Here is a 17,948-nt window from a genome sequence, read left to right as displayed (position 1 = left end):
GGGACCGCTCCCATCACGCCGGTACGCATCCGGTGCGCAGCCCGATACGCACCCCGAATCAAGGAGCCACAGGACATGGCCGACTCCAGTTTCGACATCGTCTCGAAGGTCGAGCGGCAGGAGGTCGACAACGCCCTCAACCAGACCGCCAAGGAGATCTCGCAGCGCTACGACTTCAAGGGCGTGGGCGCCTCGATCTCGTGGTCCGGGGAGAAGATCCTCATGGAGGCGAACTCCGAGGACCGGGTGAAGGCAGTCCTCGACGTCTTCCAGTCCAAGCTGATCAAGCGGGGCATCTCCCTGAAGGCCCTGGACGCGGGTGAGCCGCAGCTCTCGGGCAAGGAGTACAAGATCTTCGCGACGATCGAGGAGGGCATCTCCCAGGAGAACGCGAAGAAGGTCGCGAAGATCATCCGTGATGAGGGCCCCAAGGGCGTGAAGGCCCAGGTGCAGGGCGAAGAGCTGCGCGTCACCTCCAAGAGCCGGGACGACCTCCAGGCCGTCATCGCGCTGCTCAAGGGCAAGGACTTCGACTTCGCCCTGCAGTTCGTCAACTACCGGTAGGACGGCCGAAGCGCCGGACGAACGGACAGACGCACAAGGGTGGGCGCCTGCTCAGGCGCCCACCCTCTTTGTGTCGTCACGTCGCGGTCGCGTCGTCGTCGGTCGCCCGTCGTCAGTCGCGCGAGTGGCCGAACAGGATGCGGTACGCGATCAGCAGGACCAGCGAACCGCCGATCGCGGCGACCCACGTGGTGCCGTCGTAGAAGTCCTTGCTGATCGGGTGGTCCAGCCAGCGGGACGAGATCCAGCCGCCGATGAACGCGCCGGCGACGCCGATCAGGGTCGTGCCGACGAGGCCTCCCGGATCGCGGCCGGGCAGCAGGAACTTCGCGATGGCTCCGGCCAGCAGGCCGAGAATGATCCAGCTGATGATCGTCATGTCGAGTACCTGCCCTGTCCCGCCGGTCCTTGCACCATGAAGGACGTCACGAGTACACCTTCCGGTTGCCCTTGATCAGTAGGGTGCGGCCCCATGACGAACGCCCCCGCCGATCCCGGCCCTTCCGGACTGCGCCGCACCCTCGGGACGGGCGACGCCGTGGTCGTCGGCCTGGGCGCGATGCTCGGCGCGGGCATCTTCGCCGCGCTCGCACCGGCCGCGCGGGCCGCCGGTCCGGGGCTGCTCCTCGGGCTGGCCGTCGCCGCCGTGGTCGCCTACTGCAACGCCGGTTCGTCGGCCCGCCTGGCCGCCCTGTACCCGGCCTCGGGCGGCACCTACGTGTACGGCCGGGAGCGGCTCGGGGAGTTCTGGGGCTACCTCGCAGGGTGGGCGTTCGTCGTCGGCAAGACGGCGTCCTGCGCGGCGATGGCGCTGACCGTCGGCGCGTACGCGTGGCCGGGGCAGGCGCATGCCGTGGCCGTCGCCGCCGTGGTGCTGGTCACGGCGGTCGACTACGGCGGGGTGCAGAGGGCCGCGTGGGTGACGCGGGTGATCGTGGGTGTGGTCCTGGCGGTCCTCGCTTCCGTGGTGGTCGTGTGTCTGACGTCCGGGGACGCCGCCCCGGGCCGGCTGGACGACGGCGTGTCGGGCGGCGTCGGCGGGGTGCTCCAGGCGGCCGGTCTGCTGTTCTTCGCGTTCGCCGGGTACGCGCGGATCGCGACCCTCGGCGAGGAGGTGCGGGATCCCGCGCGCACGATCCCGCGGGCCGTCCGGGTGGCCCTGGGCATCGCGCTCGTCGCGTACGCGGGTGTCGCCGTCGCCGTCCTCGCCGTGCTGGGGGCGGATTCGCTCGGTGCGTCCGTCGCGCCGCTCGCCGACGCGGTGCGGGCGGCCGGGGCGCCCGGGCTCGCGCCGGTGGTGCGGGCGGGTGCGGCGGTCGCCGCGCTGGGGTCGCTGCTCGCCCTGCTGCTCGGGGTGTCACGGACGACGCTGGCCATGGCCCGGGACCGGCACCTCCCGGCGCCGCTGGCCGCCGTTCATCCGCGGTTCCACGTGCCGCACCGGGCGGCGCTGGCCGTGGGCGGTGTCGTCGCCGTGCTGGCCGCCACCGTCGACCTGCGGGGCGCTGTCGGGTTCTCCTCCTTCGGTGTGCTGACGTACTACGCCGTGGCGAACGCCTCGGCCTGGACACTGCGCCGGGGTGTCACGGCCCGGGTGGTGCCGACGGTGGGGTTCGCCGGGTGCCTGGTGCTGGCGTTCTCCCTGCCCTGGACCTCGGTGGCCGTGGGCGCGGCGGTGCTCGGTGCGGGTGTGGTGGCGTACGGGGTGCGGAAGGTGTGGGGACGGCGGCAGGGTGATCGTCCGGGTCCGGGCGGGCGGTGACCCGCCCGTGGATTCATGATGCGCGGCGACGGCGAGGCGCGTGCGGGCCTGTGGATGAACCGACGGTTGTGGACAACCCCGGGCCGGCAGTCCTCCGCCTCGGTCGGGCAGTGTCGCCGCTCACCTCACCAGCGGTCCGTGAACGCCTGGTCCGTACGGACGATCTCGCGGCCCAGCGGGAACAGCGAGACCGGGATCAGCTTGAAGTTGGCGATGCCGAGCGGGATGCCGATGATCGTCACGCACAGGGCCAGGCCCGTGAGGATGTGACCCAGGGCGAGCCACCAGCCCGCGAGGATCAGCCACAGCACGTTGACGACGAAGGACGGGGCGCCGGCGTCGCGGCGCTCCACCGTCGTGTACCCGAAGGGCCACAGGGCGTAGACGCCGATGCGGAACGCGGCCACACCGAACGGGATGCCGATGATCGTGATGCACAGCAGCACGCCGGCCACCAGGTAGCCGAGGAACAGCCAGAAGCCGCTGAAGACGAGCCAGATGAGATTCAGGATGGTCTTCACAGGTGGCCTGCCATCTTCTCGAGCCGGGCGATGCGTTCCGCCATCGGCGGGTGGGTGGAGAACATCTTCGCGAGCCCCTGCCCCGGGCGGAAGGGGTTCGCGATCATCATGTGACTGGCCGTCTCGATCCGCGGCTCAGGGGGCAGCGGGAGCTGCTTGGTGCCCGTTTCCAGCTTGCGCAGGGCGCTTGCCAGGGCCAGGGGGTCGCCGGTGAGCTGCGAGCCGGAGGCGTCCGCCTCGTACTCGCGGGAGCGGCTGATGGCCAGCTGGATGAGGGACGCCGCGAGCGGGCCCAGGATGAGGACGAGCAGCATGCCGAGCAGGCCCGGGCCGTCGTCGTCGTTCGAGCGCCCGATGGGGATCAGCCAGGCGAAGTTGACCAGGAACATGATCACGGAGGCGAGGGCGCCGGCGACCGAGGAGATCAGGATGTCGCGGTTGTAGACATGGCTGAGCTCGTGGCCGATGACGCCGCGCAGTTCCCGCTCGTCGAGGAGGCGCAGGATGCCTTCCGTGCAGCACACCGCCGCGTTGCGCGGATTGCGGCCGGTGGCGAACGCGTTGGGGGCCTCCGTCGGCGAGATGTAGAGGCGGGGCATGGGCTGGCGGGCCTGCGTGGACAGCTCACGGACCATGCGGTAGAGGCCGGGTGCCTCGAACTCGCTCACCGGGCGTGCGCGCATCGCCCGCAGGGCCAGCTTGTCGCTGTTCCAGTACGCGTAGGCGTTGGTGCCGAGCGCGACGACGACGGCGATGACGAGCCCCGTGCGGCCGAAGAAACTGCCGATGACGATGATGAGCGCGGACAGTCCCCCGAGGAGGACCGCGGTTTTGAGCCCGTTGTGCCGGCGGTGCACGGTACGCCCTCCAAGTCGTGCGGCAGGGGAACCCTTGCTGACTGATCTTCCGTCTGACCTGCGCTGCCCACTGGTGCCGTGGTGTCACGTCCAGTGGACCCTCCCGTATCGGTCAACGCCAGGCGAAGGGCACTAGTTCCCTTGCGGGGGCGGTGGCGCGTGTCAACCGTCCGGGTGAACGGGCGCGCGGGGCGGGGCGGGCGGCCCCGCGCGCGTGGAGCGCCGGACGCCTAGAAGAGCCCGGTCTCCGTGAAGCGCAGCACCAGTTGCGGGGCGCCGGACAGGGCGACGCCGAGGACGCCGGTCAGGGCGAGCGCCGCGGTGAGCGGGGCGGGGAGGCGCTGGGCCGCAGCCTCGCCCTCCGGCGCGCGGAACAGCAGCGCCGTCCAGCGCAGGTAGTACACCAGCGCGATGACGACGTTGACGGCCATGACGACGGCCAGCCAGCCGAGCCCAGCGTCGACGGCCGCCGCGAAGACGGTGACCTTGGCGAAGAGGCCGATGACGCCGGGCGGGAGGCCGGCGAGGCACAGCAGGAAGAACCCCATGAGCAGCGCGGTCAGCGGGCTCGCGGCGTACAGGCCGCGGTAGTCGGCGACCCGGTTGAGCCGGTGCGCCCGGCCGACGAGGGCGGCGACGGCGAAGGCGCCCAGATTCACGGCGCCGTACATGAGGGCGTAGGCGAGGGTGGAGCCGACCGACTTCTCGGGGTCGTCGGCGTACCCGGCGGCGGCGATCGGCACCAGGAGATAGCCGGCCTGGCCGACGGACGACCAGGCGAGCAGGCGTACGGCGCTGTACGCGCGCGTGGACTGCTGGCGGAGGGCGCCGACGTTGCCGACGGTCATGGTGAGCGCGGCCAGCACGGCGAGGGCGGGGGCCCAGGCGTCGGCGTACGAGGGAAGGGCGACGACGGTGACGAGGATGAGGCCGGAGAAGCCGACCGCCTTGCCGATGACGGACAGGTAGGCGGCGATCGGCAGCGGGGCGCCCGCGTAGGTGTCGGGGACCCAGAAGTGGAAGGGGACGGCGGCCGTCTTGAAGGCGAAGCCGACGAGGGTGAGGACGACACCGGTCTGCGCGAGGGTGGCGAGCTGCCCGTCGACGTCCTGGATGCGTTCGGCGACCCGGGTGAGGTGGAGGGTGCCGGTGGCGGCGTAGACGAAGCTGATGCCGAGCAGGCTGACGGCGGTGGCGGTGACGGAGGACAGGAAGAACTTCAGGGCCGCCTCGGATGACCGGCGGTCGCCGTGGCGCAGGCCGACCAGGGCGAAGGCGGGCAGCGAGGCGACCTCCAGGGCGACGACGAGGGTCGCCAGGTCCCGGGAGGCGGGCAGCAGGGCCGCGCCGGCGGCTGAGGAGAGGAACAGGAACCAGTACTCGCCCTCGGGCAGCCGCTTGCCGGAGTCCTTCAGGGCGGTCACCGACAGCAGGGCGCAGAGCAGGGCGCCGCCGAGCACCAGGAGCTGGATGACGAGGGTGAAGCGGTCCGCGGTGTAGCTGCACACCTCGGTGTCGCCGACCAGGCAGAAGGTGGAGCGGTCGGCGTCGAGGAGCGGCAGCAGCATGAGCGCGGCGGCCGCGAGTCCGCCCACGGCGATCCAGCCGAGCAGGGGCTTCCTGGCCTCCGTGAGGAACAGGTCGGCGACGAGGACGACGAGTCCGACGACCGCTGCGACGGTGGGCGGTGCGATGGCCAGCCAGTCGACGGACTGGACGAGGGAGCTCATCGGGTGCCTCCTGCGAGGAGCTGCTGCACGGCCGGGTCGGTCAGCCCGAGGAGGGCCTTGGGCCACAGGCCGGCGACGACGGTGAGGACGACGAGCGGGGTCCAGGCCGCGAACTCGTAGGAGCGCACGTCGGTGTAGGCCGGCATGTCCTTCGGTGCGGCGCCCATGCAGACGCGGCGGACCACGATCAGCAGGTAGGCGGCGGTGAGCAGGGTGCCGAAGGCGCCGATCGACATGAAGGTGAGGAAGGCGGGGCGGCTCAGCCCGTCGGCGGGGTCGAAGGCACCGAACAGCGCGAGCATCTCGCCCCAGAAACCGGCGAGACCGGGCAGGCCGAGGGAGGCGACGGCGGCGAAGGCGAGCAGACCGCCGAGGCGCGGGGCCCTGCCGTAGAGCGCGGCTCCGGTCTCCTGGGCGAGGGCGTCGAGGTCGGTGCTGCCGGTGCGTTCCTTCAGGCCGCCGACCAGGAAGAACAGCAGGCCGGCGATGAGGCCGTGGGCGATGTTGGCGAACAGGGCGCCGTTGACGCCGGTCGGGGTCATGGTGGCGATGCCGAGCAGCACGAAGCCCATGTGGCCGACGGAGGAGTAGGCGATGAGGCGCTTGAGGTCGCCCTTCGCGCCTTTCCTGGCCAGGGCGAGGCAGGCCAGGGATCCGTAGACGATGCCGACGACGGCGAACGCGGCGAGGTACGGCGCGAAGGTGCGGAAGCCGTCGGGCGCGGCCGGGAGCAGGATGCGGACGAAGCCGTACGTGCCCATCTTCAGCAGGACGCCGGCGAGCAGGACGGAGCCGACCGTCGGTGCGGCGGTGTGGGCGTCGGGCAGCCAACTGTGCAGCGGCCACATCGGCGTCTTCACCGCGAGCCCCATCCCGATGGCCAGAACCACGATGACCTGCACGGACACGGAGAGTGACCGGCCGTTGTCAGTGGCGAGTGCCACCATGTCGAACGTGCCCGCCTTGATCCCGATCAGGAGCAGGCCGAGCAGCATGACCACCGAGCCGAGCAGCGTGTACAGGATGAACTTCCAGGCGGCCTCGGCCCGACCCTCGCCGCCCCAGCGGGCGATGAGGAAGTACATCGGGACGAGGACGGTCTCGAAGGCGAGGAAGAACAGCACGAGGTCGAGGACGGCGAAGGTCGCCAGGGTGCCGGACTCGAGGACGAGCAGCAGGGCGACGAAGGCCTTCGGGGACGGCCCCGCGGGCGGCTTGAAGTACGAGTAGAGGGCGCTGAGGAAGGCCAGCAGGGCGGTCAGGACCAGAAGGGGGAGCGAAATGCCGTCGATGCCGAGGTGGATCCGCACATCGAGTGCGGGGATCCAGCTGATGTCCGTCGTGGCCTGCATTGTCGACGGGTGGTCGTGGTCGAAGCCGAGCGCCAGGACGATCGCGGCGAGGAGGATCACGCCGGTCACCGTGACGCCGTGGCGGAGCACGGCCTGCTCGGGCGACTTCCCCTTCAGTCCGGGCGGGGCGGGCAGCAGGGCGGCGGCCGCGCCGAGGAGCGGGCCGACGACGGTGAACGCCAGAAGGGCCTGCATCACGGACTCGTTGATATCGATCACGCCTGCTCACGCTCCCGTGGCGACGAGGACGGCGGCGACCGCGAGGACGACGGTGCCGGCGAGCAGCGCGCTCACATAGGTCTGCAGATTGCCGGTCTGGGCGCGCCGGACGGCGGCGCCGAGCCAGCGGGGCAGGATGCCCGCGCCGCGTACGTAGGTGTCGACGACCTCCCGGTCGAGGAACCGCACGATGCTCGCGCCGGCCCGTACCGGGCGGACGAAGAGCGCCGAGTACACGGCGTCCAGGTGGAAGCCGACGGCGGCGTGCCGGTGCAGCCGGCCGAGCAGCAGCCGTCCGGGGTCCGAGGGGTCGGCCGCGTAGGCGACGTCGCCGTACGCCGGTGCGTGGCTCGCGATGGCCTCCGCCTCGACCTGCCCGGCGTCGCCCTCGGGGTGGGCGGCGACGGCGCCGAGCGGGACGCGGGCGGCGTGCGCGGTGGTGTGCCGCCAGGTGGCGTAGGTGACGATGCCGCCGACCAGGGCCACGCCCGTGCCGAGCACGGAGGTGGTGAGGGTCGGGGTGAGGTCGTGGCCGTCGAACCAGTCGGGCAGGACCCGGAAGGCGAAGCCGCCGAACGCCAGCGACGGCACGGCGAGCACCCACAGCACGGTGGTCATGGTGAGCGGCTGCCTGCCGTGGTCGGGGGCCTCGGTGCCGCGGCCGCGGAAGGCGAGCAGCCACAGCCGCGTCGCGTACGCGGCGGTGAGGAGGGCGGTGAGCAGTCCGGCGAGGAGGACGATCCAGCCCGCGGCGGCGGGAGCGTGCTCGGTGTGGCCGGTGACGACGTGCTCGGCGACGCCGAGGACGGCCTCCTTGGAGAAGAAGCCGCTGAACGGCGGGATCGCGGCGAGCGCGAGGAGCGCCACGGTCATCGTCCAGTAGGCGTCGGGGACGCGGTCGCGCAGGTGGCTCATGCGGGACATGGCGGCCAGGGAGTTGGTGCCGGCGGCGTGGATGATCACGCCGGCGGCGAGGAACAGCAGCGCCTTGAAGGCGCCGTGGGACAGGAGGTGGAAGACGGCGGCGCCCCGGTCGGCGACGGCGAGGGCGCCGGTCATGTAGCCGAGCTGGCCGATCGTCGAGTAGGCGAGGACGCGCTTGATGTCGTCCTGGGCGAGGGCGGCGAGCGCCGAGCCGGTCATCGTCACGGCGGCCATGACGGCGAGGACGGTCATCGCGGCCTGCGAGGCCTCGAAGAGCGGAAGGAGACGGGCGACGAAGTAGACGCCGGCGGCGACCATCGTCGCGGCGTGGATCAGCGCGGAGACGGGGGTGGGGCCCGCCATCGCGTCCGGCAGCCAGGTGTGCAGCGGGAACTGCGCGGACTTGCCGGCCACGCCCGCGAGGAGCAGCAGGGCGATCAGCGTCGGATGGTCGATGCCGCCGTGCGCGACGGCGCCGAGGATCCGGGTGATGCGGAAGGACCCGGCGTCGGCGGCGAGCGCGAACAGGCCGATGAGGAAGGGGACGTCGCCGAGCTTGGTGACCAGGAAGGCCTTCAGGGAGGCGGCGCGCGCCTCGGGGGTCTCCCAGTAGTGGCCGACGAGGAAGTAGGAGCAGATGCCCATGACTTCCCAGCCGACCAGCAGCACCATCAGGTCGCCGGTGTAGACGACCAGGAGCATCGCGGAGGTGAACAGCGAGACGAGGGCGGCGTACGAGGGGTAGCGCGGGTCGTCGCGGAGATAGCCCGTGGAGTAGATCTGCACGCAGGTCGCGACGGTGCCGACGACCACGGCGGTGAGGGCGGCGAAGCCGTCGATGTGCAGGGCGAGTTCGATCGGGACCGAGCCGGTGGGGGTGAGCTCGGTCGCGGCGTCGACCGGCGGCCCGCCGCCCTGGCGCGCGGCGACGGTGGCGGCGAGCGCGAGGGAGGCGAGCGTCGGCAGGACGGCGAGCGGGCGGGCGAAGCCGGGTGCGGTGCGGCCGAGCAGCAGTCCGGCGAGCGCGCCGAGGAACGGAAGGAGAGGGACGAGGACGGCGAGGGTGGTCGTGGTCACGCGGTGGCCTCGGCCTTCTCGCCGGCGGCCGGGGCGGGGAGGGCGCGGCCGGTGGCGTCGCTGTCGGGGTCGTCGGGGTCGTGGCCCTCGGCGGTGTCGCGGAGCCGGTCGATGTCCGAGGTGCCGCGGTTGCGGTACACGGCGAGGACGATCGCGAGGCCGATGCCGATCTCGGCGGCGGCGACGGCGATCGTGAACAGCGCCAGGGCCTGGCCGGAGTGGAGGGTGTCCTCGGCGGCCCGGCTGAGCCAGGCGTCGAAGGCGACGAGGTTGAGGTTGACGGCGTTGAGCATCAGCTCGACCGACATCAGGACCAGGATCGCGTTGCGGCGGGCGAGGACGCCGTAGAGGCCGGTGCAGAAGAGGAGGGCGGCGAGCACGGCGGGATAGGCGAGGTGCATCAGCGGTCCCCTTCCTGGTCGCGCCGGGTGCGGGTCACGCCGGTCGCCGTGCCGGGCGCGGCCGTGTCCTTCACGCCGGGTGCGCCGGGCTCGGAGCCGGCGTTGGCCTTGCGGGACAGGACGATCGCGCCGACGAGCGCGGCGAGGAGGAGGACGGAGAGGGCCTCGAAGGGGAGGACCCAGTGCTGGAAGAGGCTGGCCCCGGTCACCTCGGTGGTGCCGGAGGGTGCGCCGTCCAGGTCGATCCAGGTGGTGCGGAAGGCGTCGACGACCACCCAGACCAGGGCGCCGGCCGCGACGACGGCGACGGCGAGGGCGACCGGGCGGTTGCCGGAGTCGGCGTCCGGTGAGCGACCGATGGGGGCGCGGGTGAGCATCAGCCCGAACAGGAGGAGGACGACGACGGAGCCGACGTAGATGAGGACCTGCACCCAGGCGATGAACTCCGCGGTGAGCAGCAGGTATTCGATCGCGAGTCCGCCGAGCGCGACCACCAGCCACAGGGCGGCGTGCACCAGCTGGCGGGTGGTGACGGTGACGACGGCGGCCCCGAGGGTGACCAGGCCGACCAGGAGGAAGGTGATCTCGACGCCGGTCGGGGACAGGAAGCCGGGCGACTCGGCCGCCCGGCGCAGGGTGCCGGCGGTGAGCGCGCCGGCGGTCGCTGCGGTGCTCATGCGCGGCCCTCCTGACCCGGGTCGTCGGCCTGGGCGGCCGCGAGCTTGTCGGCGGTCTTGCGGGCGGCGGCCACTTCCTTCGGTTCCTCCGCGCCCGGATCGAGGGCGGGCGGGGCCGGGACGGTCCACATCCACTCGCGGAGCTTGTCCCGCTCGTGGGTGAGGTCACGGATGTCGGTCTCCGCGTACTCGAACTCCGGGGACCAGAACAGCGCGTCGAAAGGACAGACCTCGATGCAGATACCGCAGTACATGCACAGGGAGAAGTCGATGGCGAACCGGTCGAGGACGTTCCGGCTGCGCTCGCGGCCGCCGGGGGCGGCGGGCGGGACGGTCTCCTTGTGCGAGTCGATGTAGATGCACCAGTCGGGGCACTCGCGGGCGCACAGCATGCAGACCGTGCAGTTCTCCTCGAACAGGCCGATCACCCCGCGGCTGCGGGGCGGCAGTTCGGGCTGGGTGTCCGGGTACTGCGCGGTGACGGACTTCCGCGTCATCGTCCGCAGTGTGACGGCCAGGCCCTTGGCCAGGCCGGAGCCGGGGATCGGGGCCATTACAGAAACACCACCTTGACGACGCCGGTGAGGGCGATCTGGGCGAGGGCGAGGGGAACGAGGAGGGTCCAGGCGAACTTCTGGAGCTGGTCCTCGCGCATGCGGGGGTAGCTGACGCGCAGCCAGATGACGACGAAGGCGAGGACGGCGGTCTTCAGCAGGGTCCACACCCAGCCGAGCCCGTCGGCACCCCAGGGGCCGTGCCATCCGCCGAGGAAGAGGACGGTGGTCAGCCCGCACAGCACGACGATCCCGGCGTACTCGGCGAGGAGGAACAGGGCGAAGCGCAGGCCGGTGTACTCGGTGTACGCGCCGAAGATGATCTCCGAGTCGGCGACGGGCATGTCGAAGGGCGGGCGCTGGAGTTCGGCGAGGCCCGCGACGAAGAAGACCAGCGCGCCGGTGATCTGCCAGGGCAGCCACCACCACTCGAACGCGTCGAGGATGCCGACGAGGGACACCGTCCCGGCGGCCATCGCCACGGAGGCGGCGGTGAGCAGCATCGGCAGTTCGTACGCGAGGAGCTGGGCGGCGGTGCGGAGGCCGCCGAGGAGGGAGAACTTGTTGGCGGACGCCCAGCCGGCCATGAGCGAGCCGAGGACGCCGACGCCCATCACGGCCAGGACGAAGAACACGCCCGCGTCCAGCACCTGGCCGACCGCGCCCTCACCCGGCCCGATCGGGATCGCGAGCAGCACGAGGAGGTAGGGCAGGAGCGCGACGGCCGGGGCGAGCTGGAAGATACGGCGGTCCGCGCCGGCCGGGACGACGTCCTCCTTCTGCGCGAACTTCACACCGTCGGCGATGAGCTGGGCCCAGCCGTGGAAGCCGCCGGCGTACATGGGGCCGACACGGCCCTGCATGTGCGCCATGACCTTGTGCTCGGTCTGGCCCACGAGCAGGGGGAAGGTCAGGAAGACGACGAACACGACGAGGAGTCGCAGGGCGACGTCGAGAACGTCGGTCACCGCGTGCCTCCTGAGGGGTCGTCGGGGATGGTGGGGTCGCTGTCGCCCTCGCCCGGACGCGCTTCGGGCTCCGGGGCGGGCCGAGGCTCGGTCTTCGGCTCAGGCTCCGGCTCCGGCTGCTCACGCTCCGGGTCGTCCGGTTCCTGGAAGGCCGGGCGGGCGTGGTGCCACGGGGCGTCGGGGCTGCGCGGGGCGGCGGGCGGCTTGCGGTCGCGCGGCTCCTCGGCGGGCGTCGCTGCCGCGTCGTCCCCGGCCGGCGGCTGGTCCTGTGCGGCGCGCTGTGACGCCGAGCCCTCGGACGCGGACCGCGCCCGGCGGGGACCGCCCGCGCCCGGGGCGCTCTCGCGCTGCGACGCCGAGCCCTCGCTCGCGCTGCGCGACCGGCGCGCGGGCGCGTCCGGCCGCCCGCTCGCGGAACCCTCGGACGCCGACCGCGACCGACGAGGCGCGCCGCTCCCGGTGGCACCGGCCTCCGAGTTGCCCGCTCCCCTCTGACTCGCGGACCCCTCCGAAACCGACCGCGACCGACGCGGCCTGACAGGCGTCCGGGACTCGGCCGCGTCGGTCACCTCCGCCGCCTCAGCGCCCGTGCCGGTGGGCGTCCCCGCCGTCTGGCTCGCCGAGCCCTCGGAGACGGAGCGGGTGCGGCGCGGCGGGCGTTCGCCCGGGGTGCGGGCCGACGCGGTGGCCGTGCGGCGGGCGGGGCGGGCCGGGGCGGGCGGGAGCTGGCCCTTGAGCGGGCCCCACTCGTTCGGGTCGGGCACGCCCGGCGGCAGCATCTGGCGCCGCTTGGGTCCGCCGTGCTCCGACTCCCCCGGTTCCTTGGCGCCGGGCCACGCCTTGGCGACCCGGGCCGCGAGGACGAAGTCCTTGCGCAGCGGGTGGCCCTCGAAGTTGTCGGGCAGCAGCAGGTGGTCGAGGCCGGGGTGCCCGGTGAACTCGACGCCGAACATCTCGTGGGTCTCGCGTTCGTGCCAGGCCGCGCCCGCGTAGACGTCCACGGCGGACGGCAGGACGGGGGCCTCGTGCGGCACGGTGGTGCGCAGCAGCAGCCGCCGTACCGGGGCGAGGGCGGCGACGTGGGCGGTCACGCGGAAGCCGGTGCCGGGTTCGTCGACGGCGCTGAGCCAGTCGAAGAAGGTGCAGCCGAGGCGGTCGCGGGCGGCTTCGAGGGCGGGGATCCAGGAGTCGGACGGCACGTCGACGGTGAGGACGCCGTACGCCTCCTCCGCCGTGGCCTGCGCGCCGAACAGGTCCTCGACGTCCGCGGGGAGCCAGCCGACGGCGGTCATCCTGCGTCCCCCTCGTCCTTCGGCCCGGCCTCGGGTGCGGACGGCCGGACCTCGCCCTCGGCCGCGGACGGCCGGGCCTCGCCTTCGGACGCGGGCGGCGTGGCCTCGCTCTTGGGCGCGGGCGGCCGGACCAGCCCGCTCTGCAGCGCCGCCGCCGAGGGACGCCCCGCGGGCCCGGTGCCGTACCGCTCCCCCAGGGACTCCCTGGCGATCTTCTCCTGGAGCTTGAGGATGCCCTGGAGCAGCGCCTCGGGGCGGGGCGGGCAGCCGGGGACGTAGACGTCGACCGGGATGATCTGGTCGACGCCTTTGGTGACGGAGTAGGAGTCCCAGTAGGGGCCGCCGCAGTTGCTGCACGCGCCGAAGGAGATGACGTACTTCGGCTCGGGCATCTGCTCGTACAGGCGCTTGACGGCGGGCGCCATCTTGTCGGTGACCGTGCCGGAGACGACCATCAGGTCGGCCTGGCGGGGTCCCGGGGCGAACGGGATGACGCCGAGGCGGATGAAGTCGTGCCGGGCCATCGACGCGGCGATGAACTCGATCGCGCAGCACGCGAGGCCGAAGTTGAACACCCAGAGCGAGTAGCGGCGGCCCCAGTTGAGGACGACCTTCATGGGCTCCGGGGCGAGCCGGGCGAGCGCGCCGAGCCTCTTCGGTTCCGGGAGCAGGACGGGCTCGGGGGCGGCAGGGTTCACGTCCATGTCAGGACGCCCTTCTTGTAGGCGTACAGCAGGCCCACGGCGAGGAAGCCGAGGAAGACGAACATCTCCACGAGGGTGGTCGCGCCGTAGCCGTCGGCGGCGAAGACGGTCGCCCAGGGGAACAGGAAGATCGAGTCGACGGCGAAGATCACGTAGAGGAAGGCGTAGACGTAATAGCGGACCTGGGTGTGGGCCCAGCCCTCGCCGACGGGGTCGACGCCGCACTCGTACGTCAGCAGTTTCTCCGGCGTGGGCACCACCGGCCGCAGCAGGCGGCCCGCGCCGAAGGCGACGGCGACGAACAGCAGGCCGACGACGGCGAGCAGTCCGACGACCGAGTAGGACTGGAAGTAGTCCGCCGCGACGACGGTCGTTTCCCGCACGTCCGCCCCTCACTCCTCAGATCGGCGACCAGGCGCTCCTGCCTGTGCCCTGCCCTTGATCCGTGCCGGTGAACGCCGAACGCCACGGTCCGACGATCTGTACGCACGGGAGTCTAGGCCCTGATAAAGGCACGGTAAGCAGCCCGTCGGGGCTCGGCACGCGGGGGTGGGGTTTTCCTCAGTTCAGGTTGGCGGTCCGCCTCATGGCGCGGGCCCCCTGCCGCCGGGCAGGCTAGGCCCATGACCGAACCGATCCCGCAGCCGGCCGGACCGGGCGACCGCCCGCCGCCGGCCCGCTTCGCCTACGACGCGCACACCTGGAAGGAGATCGCGCATCTCCTGACGAACCTCCCGGTGTCGATCGTCGGCTTCGTCTTCACGGTGACCGCGCTGTCCGTCGGCGTGGGCCTGACGGTGACGGTGATCGGGCTGCCCCTGCTCGCGCTCGGTCTGACGGGGGCGCGGCAGCTCGGCCGGTTCGAGCGGGCGCGCGCCAGGGCGATGCTCGGGGTGCGGGTGGCCGAGCCGAGTCCGCTGCCGTGGCGCAGGTCCGGCGGTTTCTGGCCGGGGCTGTGGCAGGCGGTCAAGGACCCGGTGGGCTGGCGGACGTGCCTGTACGCGCTGATACGTCTGCCGTGGGGCGTCGTCACCTTCACCGTCACGCTGACCGGGCTGTTCGTGCTGTGGCCGGTGCTGGCGTTCGTGGTGCGGGCGATGGCCGACGTGGACCGCGCGATGGTGCGGGGGCTGCTGTCGCCGTCGGACGAGCTGGAGAGGCGCATCGCCGAGCTGGAGTCGGACCGCGGGGTCGTGGTGGACACGGCGGCGGCCGACCTGCGGCGCATCGAGCGGGACCTGCACGACGGGGCGCAGGCCCGGCTGGTGAACCTGGCGATGGGGCTGGGTCTGGCGAAGGAGAAGCTGCTGGAGGACCCGGACGCGGCGGCGTCGATGGTGGAGGAGGCGCACGGCGAGGTGAAGCTGGCGCTTCAGGAGCTGCGGGACCTGGCGCGCGGCATCCACCCGGCGGTGCTCACCGACCGGGGTCTGGACGCGGCCCTGTCGTCGGTCGCCGCGCGGTGCACGGTGCCGGTCGCGGTCACCGTCGACCTGGAGGAGCGGCCGGCGCCCGCGATCGAGGGCATCGCCTACTTCACGGTCTCGGAGCTGCTCCAGAACGTCAGCAAGCACAGCCGGGCGCGGTCGGCGTCGGTGGAGGTGTGGCGGTCGGACGACCGGCTGTTCCTCCAGGTGCGGGACGACGGCGTGGGCGGGGCGAGCCTCGACGGCGGTACGGGCATGCGGGGGCTGGCCGACCGGCTGGGCGCGGTGGACGGGCTGTTCGTCGTGGACTCCCCCGAGGGCGGTCCGACGACGGTGACGGCCGAGCTTCCGTGGCGGGACCGCTCCGGCACCCCGGCCGGGAAGGCGCCGGCCAAGGGGGCGTCCGCCCGCGGCCGCAGGTAGGGAAAACCCCCCGCCGAAGACTGCGACGGCCTCCATTCCCCGCCGACCTGCGGCGCAGCACTCTGGTTGTACGACAGCACAGCCGCCGGACGAGGAGAAGGACGAAGCCGATGGCCACGGAGTACGGACAGGGTTACGGGCTTCCCACCGGGCCCGGGCAGGCGCGGGGCGCGGAGGGACGGCGGCACCGGATGCCTGCGGCGCTGCGGGCGCCGGTCGAGGGGCGCGCCTGGCGGGAGCTGGCCTATGTGCTGCTGAGCCTGCCGATCAGCGTTCTGCTGTTCACCTACGCGGTCACGATGGTGTCGCTGGGCGCGGGCCTGCTGGTGACGTTCCTCGGGGTGCCGGTGCTGGCGGCGGCGCTCGCCGGGTGCCGGGGCATCGGGTCGGTGGAGCGGGCGCGGGCACGCGGGCTGCTGGGCCTGGACGTGGGCGAGCCGGAGCCGCTGCGGCTGAAGCGGCAGGGGTTCATGGGATGGATCGGGGCGGTGCTGAAGAGCGGCACGTCCTGGCGGGCGCTGCTGTACTCGGTGATCCAGCTGCCGTGGGCGGTGCTGTCCTTCGCGGTGACGGTCACCTTCTGGTCGGTGGGCTGGTCGTTGCTGACGTACCCGCTGTGGTTCTGGGTGCTCCCGATGTACGCGGGCCAGGACGGCATACAGCTGTACGGCGACGAGCAGCGGGCGATCTACCTGGACAACCCGTTCGAGATCGCGGTGACGGCGGGCGTGGGTCTGCTGTTCACGCTGGCCACGCCGTGGATCGTGCGGGCTCTGACGACGGTGGACCGGGTGATGGTGCACGGACTGCTGGGCCCGTCGCGGCTGGCGACCCGGGTGGTGGAGCTGGAGTCGGACCGCGGGGTCGTGGTGGACACGGCGGCGGCGGACCTGCGGCGCATCGAGCGGGACCTGCACGACGGGGCGCAGGCGCGGCTCGTGAGCCTGGCGATGGACCTGGGGCTGGCGAAGGAGAAGCTGCGGGAGGACCCGCAGGTGGCGGCGCGGATGGTGGACGAGGCGCACGGTGAGGTGAAGACGGCCCTGCAGGAGCTGCGGGACCTGGCCCGGGGCATCCACCCGGCGGTCCTCACCGACCGCGGTCTGGACGCGGCGCTCTCCGCGGTGGCCTCGCGCTGCACGGTGCCGGTGCAGGTGGAGGTGGACCTGTCGGAGCGGCCGGCGCCCGCCATCGAGGGGATCGCCTACTTCACGGTCTCGGAGCTGCTGCAGAACGTCAGCAAGCACAGCCGGGCGACCTGGGCGGAGGTGGAGGTGTGGCGTTCGGAGGACCGGCTGATGCTCCAGGTGGTGGACAACGGCGTGGGCGGCGCGAGCCTGGCGCGTGGTTCGGGTCTGGCGGGTCTGGCGGAGCGGCTGGACGCGGTGGACGGGATCCTCGTGGTGGACTCGCCGGCCGGCGGCCCGACGCGGGTGACCGCGGAGCTGCCGTGGCGGGCGGAGCGGGCGCGATGACCGCGCGGTGAGGTGAGCGGTCCGGCAGACGATCACCGGGCGGGTGCGGGCCCCGAGGGGCGCGCACCCGCCCGGTGTGACGCGCCGGGGCCGGGGCGGGTCCGGACGGGCCGGCGGCACGCGATGACGACACCCCCGATCGCGTTGCCCCGGCCCGTCCTCCCCCGGATGCTGAAATGCTGGACCCGACGACCGGGCCCGCCACAGGGGCGGGCCCGGAGCAGGGTTGTGGGGGGACGAGGAGTGGAGGACAGGGTGCGGGTGGTCATCGCCGAGGATTCGGTGCTGCTGCGGGAGGGCCTGACCCGGCTGCTCACCGACCGGGGGCACGAGGTGGTGGCCGGGGTCGGCGACGGCGACGCGCTGATCAAGACGGTGGACGACCTGGCGCGGGAGGACCAACTGCCGGACGTGGTGGTCGCCGACGTGCGGATGCCGCCGACGCACACCGACGAGGGTGTGCGGGCCGCGGTGCAGCTGCGCAAGAGCCACCCGGGTGTGGGGGTGCTGGTGCTGTCGCAGTACGTGGAGGAGCGGTACGCGACCGAGCTGCTGGCGGCGTCGAGCCGGGGCGTCGGCTATCTGCTCAAGGACCGGGTGGCCGAGGTGCGCGAGTTCGTGGACGCGGTGGTCCGGGTGGCCGAGGGCGGTACCGCCCTGGACCCGGAGGTGGTGGCGCAGCTGCTGGGCCGCAGCCGTAAGCAGGACGTGCTGGCGGGGCTCACCCCGCGTGAGCGTGAGGTGCTGGGGCTGATGGCGGAGGGGCGGACGAACTCGGCGATCGCGCGGCAGCTGGTGGTGAGCGACGGCGCGGTGGAGAAGCACGTCAGCAACATCTTCCTGAAGCTGGGGCTGTCCCCGAGCGACGGCGACCACCGGCGGGTCCTGGCCGTGCTGACGTACTTGAAATCGTGAGGGGACGGCGCCGCACGTCTCGACGCCGTGTCCACCTTCACTCGGTTCCTCATGGTGGGCACCCCTCACGGTCGTAGGGTTTACGTGGGGAAGGCCTGCGGGAAGG

At 72.6% G+C, this 17,948-nt stretch carries 18 protein-coding genes; 5 read left to right on the top strand and 13 right to left on the bottom strand.

What is annotated here, in order from left to right; all coding sequences use genetic code 11:
* Nucleotides 1-75: 75 nt before the first annotated feature.
* Nucleotides 76-564, top strand: a complete 489-nt coding sequence (locus tag ACQZOG_RS17365) for a YajQ family cyclic di-GMP-binding protein (RefSeq protein WP_033272492.1) — start codon at nt 76-78, stop codon at nt 562-564.
* A gap of 112 nt (nt 565-676) precedes the next feature.
* Here ACQZOG_RS17365 and ACQZOG_RS17360 read toward each other — a convergent pair whose 3' ends face one another.
* On the bottom strand, nt 677-943 hold the full coding sequence (locus ACQZOG_RS17360) for a GlsB/YeaQ/YmgE family stress response membrane protein (RefSeq protein ID WP_026243884.1): 267 nt from the start codon (nt 941-943) through the stop codon (nt 677-679).
* A gap of 93 nt (nt 944-1,036) precedes the next feature.
* Between ACQZOG_RS17360 and ACQZOG_RS17355 the strand changes: the two genes are divergently transcribed.
* Nucleotides 1,037-2,326, top strand: a complete 1,290-nt coding sequence (locus tag ACQZOG_RS17355; protein ID WP_058916769.1) for an APC family permease — start codon at nt 1,037-1,039, stop codon at nt 2,324-2,326.
* A 125-nt stretch (nt 2,327-2,451) separates the two neighbouring features.
* Here the strand turns inward: ACQZOG_RS17355 and ACQZOG_RS17350 are convergent, their stop codons facing one another.
* From ACQZOG_RS17350 to ACQZOG_RS17295, 12 genes are all read right to left on the bottom strand, one after another.
* A complete protein-coding gene (locus ACQZOG_RS17350) occupies nt 2,452-2,847 on the bottom strand; it encodes a YccF domain-containing protein (protein ID WP_033272494.1) in 396 nt (131 codons plus the stop codon).
* Entirely contained in the window at nt 2,844-3,704 is an 861-nt protein-coding gene (gene htpX / locus ACQZOG_RS17345; RefSeq protein ID WP_037641045.1) for a zinc metalloprotease HtpX, read from the bottom strand. Before htpX ends, ACQZOG_RS17350 begins: the two co-directional genes overlap by 4 nt.
* Before the next feature lie 230 nt (nt 3,705-3,934).
* Entirely contained in the window at nt 3,935-5,434 is a 1,500-nt protein-coding gene (locus tag ACQZOG_RS17340; protein WP_193456066.1) for an NADH-quinone oxidoreductase subunit N, read from the bottom strand.
* Nucleotides 5,431-7,005 (bottom strand): complex I subunit 4 family protein, encoded by a 1,575-nt coding sequence (locus tag ACQZOG_RS17335; RefSeq protein WP_193456065.1) that lies wholly within the window; start codon nt 7,003-7,005, stop codon nt 5,431-5,433. The genes ACQZOG_RS17340 and ACQZOG_RS17335 overlap by 4 nt, the downstream gene beginning before the upstream one ends.
* Before the next feature lie 6 nt (nt 7,006-7,011).
* On the bottom strand, nt 7,012-9,006 hold the full coding sequence (locus ACQZOG_RS17330) for an NADH-quinone oxidoreductase subunit 5 family protein (RefSeq protein ID WP_230229069.1): 1,995 nt from the start codon (nt 9,004-9,006) through the stop codon (nt 7,012-7,014).
* Nucleotides 9,003-9,407 (bottom strand): NADH-quinone oxidoreductase subunit NuoK, encoded by a 405-nt coding sequence (gene nuoK, locus ACQZOG_RS17325; RefSeq protein WP_037641041.1) that lies wholly within the window; start codon nt 9,405-9,407, stop codon nt 9,003-9,005. Before nuoK ends, ACQZOG_RS17330 begins: the two co-directional genes overlap by 4 nt.
* Nucleotides 9,407-10,084, bottom strand: coding sequence for an NADH-quinone oxidoreductase subunit J family protein (locus ACQZOG_RS17320; RefSeq protein WP_193466723.1), 678 nt, complete (start codon nt 10,082-10,084; stop codon nt 9,407-9,409). Before ACQZOG_RS17320 ends, nuoK begins: the two co-directional genes overlap by 1 nt.
* Entirely contained in the window at nt 10,081-10,638 is a 558-nt protein-coding gene (locus tag ACQZOG_RS17315) for a NuoI/complex I 23 kDa subunit family protein (protein ID WP_058916764.1), read from the bottom strand. The genes ACQZOG_RS17320 and ACQZOG_RS17315 overlap by 4 nt, the downstream gene beginning before the upstream one ends.
* Nucleotides 10,638-11,606, bottom strand: a complete 969-nt coding sequence (locus ACQZOG_RS17310; RefSeq protein WP_033272501.1) for a complex I subunit 1/NuoH family protein — start codon at nt 11,604-11,606, stop codon at nt 10,638-10,640. Before ACQZOG_RS17310 ends, ACQZOG_RS17315 begins: the two co-directional genes overlap by 1 nt.
* Nucleotides 11,603-12,898, bottom strand: coding sequence for an NADH-quinone oxidoreductase subunit C (locus tag ACQZOG_RS17305; protein ID WP_193456062.1), 1,296 nt, complete (start codon nt 12,896-12,898; stop codon nt 11,603-11,605). The genes ACQZOG_RS17310 and ACQZOG_RS17305 overlap by 4 nt, the downstream gene beginning before the upstream one ends.
* Nucleotides 12,895-13,602 (bottom strand): NADH-quinone oxidoreductase subunit B, encoded by a 708-nt coding sequence (locus ACQZOG_RS17300; protein WP_033272503.1) that lies wholly within the window; start codon nt 13,600-13,602, stop codon nt 12,895-12,897. The genes ACQZOG_RS17305 and ACQZOG_RS17300 overlap by 4 nt, the downstream gene beginning before the upstream one ends.
* Nucleotides 13,593-13,985 (bottom strand): NADH-quinone oxidoreductase subunit A, encoded by a 393-nt coding sequence (locus tag ACQZOG_RS17295; RefSeq protein ID WP_030823404.1) that lies wholly within the window; start codon nt 13,983-13,985, stop codon nt 13,593-13,595. The genes ACQZOG_RS17300 and ACQZOG_RS17295 overlap by 10 nt, the downstream gene beginning before the upstream one ends.
* A 240-nt stretch (nt 13,986-14,225) precedes the next feature.
* On the opposite strand from ACQZOG_RS17295, the gene ACQZOG_RS17290 reads away from it, so the two are divergent.
* The 3 genes from ACQZOG_RS17290 (at nt 14,226) to ACQZOG_RS17280 (ending at nt 17,842) form a co-directional block, all read left to right on the top strand.
* Nucleotides 14,226-15,452, top strand: coding sequence for a sensor histidine kinase (locus ACQZOG_RS17290; RefSeq protein WP_037641036.1), 1,227 nt, complete (start codon nt 14,226-14,228; stop codon nt 15,450-15,452).
* A 110-nt stretch (nt 15,453-15,562) separates the two neighbouring features.
* Nucleotides 15,563-16,927, top strand: a complete 1,365-nt coding sequence (locus tag ACQZOG_RS17285) for a sensor histidine kinase (RefSeq protein ID WP_033272505.1) — start codon at nt 15,563-15,565, stop codon at nt 16,925-16,927.
* Between the two features lie 255 nt (nt 16,928-17,182).
* Nucleotides 17,183-17,842 carry a response regulator transcription factor gene (locus ACQZOG_RS17280; protein WP_058916761.1) on the top strand — a complete coding sequence of 220 codons (660 nt, stop codon included), beginning with the start codon at nt 17,183-17,185 and terminating at the stop codon, nt 17,840-17,842.
* The last annotated feature ends 106 nt before the right edge of the window (nt 17,843-17,948 follow it).

Source organism: Streptomyces sp. P13-3-3 (assembly GCF_050571355.1).
Taxonomy (GTDB): Bacteria; Actinomycetota; Actinomycetes; order Streptomycetales; family Streptomycetaceae; genus Streptomyces; species Streptomyces althioticus.
Note: the sequence above shows the minus strand (reverse complement) of the source record. Positions and strands in the feature narration are given on the sequence as shown.

Coding starts and splice junctions, on each gene's coding strand:
- ACQZOG_RS17365 (WP_033272492.1), top strand. CDS start 76: ATGGCCGACTCCAGTTTCGACATCGTCTCGAAGGTCGAGCGGCAGGAG.
- ACQZOG_RS17360 (WP_026243884.1), bottom strand. CDS start 943: ATGACGATCATCAGCTGGATCATTCTCGGCCTGCTGGCCGGAGCCATC.
- ACQZOG_RS17355 (WP_058916769.1), top strand. CDS start 1,037: ATGACGAACGCCCCCGCCGATCCCGGCCCTTCCGGACTGCGCCGCACC.
- ACQZOG_RS17340 (WP_193456066.1), bottom strand. CDS start 5,434: ATGAGCTCCCTCGTCCAGTCCGTCGACTGGCTGGCCATCGCACCGCCC.
- nuoK (WP_037641041.1), bottom strand. CDS start 9,407: ATGCACCTCGCCTATCCCGCCGTGCTCGCCGCCCTCCTCTTCTGCACC.
- ACQZOG_RS17320 (WP_193466723.1), bottom strand. CDS start 10,084: ATGAGCACCGCAGCGACCGCCGGCGCGCTCACCGCCGGCACCCTGCGC.
- ACQZOG_RS17315 (WP_058916764.1), bottom strand. CDS start 10,638: ATGGCCCCGATCCCCGGCTCCGGCCTGGCCAAGGGCCTGGCCGTCACA.
- ACQZOG_RS17305 (WP_193456062.1), bottom strand. CDS start 12,898: ATGACCGCCGTCGGCTGGCTCCCCGCGGACGTCGAGGACCTGTTCGGC.
- ACQZOG_RS17300 (WP_033272503.1), bottom strand. CDS start 13,602: ATGGACGTGAACCCTGCCGCCCCCGAGCCCGTCCTGCTCCCGGAACCG.
- ACQZOG_RS17290 (WP_037641036.1), top strand. CDS start 14,226: ATGACCGAACCGATCCCGCAGCCGGCCGGACCGGGCGACCGCCCGCCG.
- ACQZOG_RS17285 (WP_033272505.1), top strand. CDS start 15,563: ATGGCCACGGAGTACGGACAGGGTTACGGGCTTCCCACCGGGCCCGGG.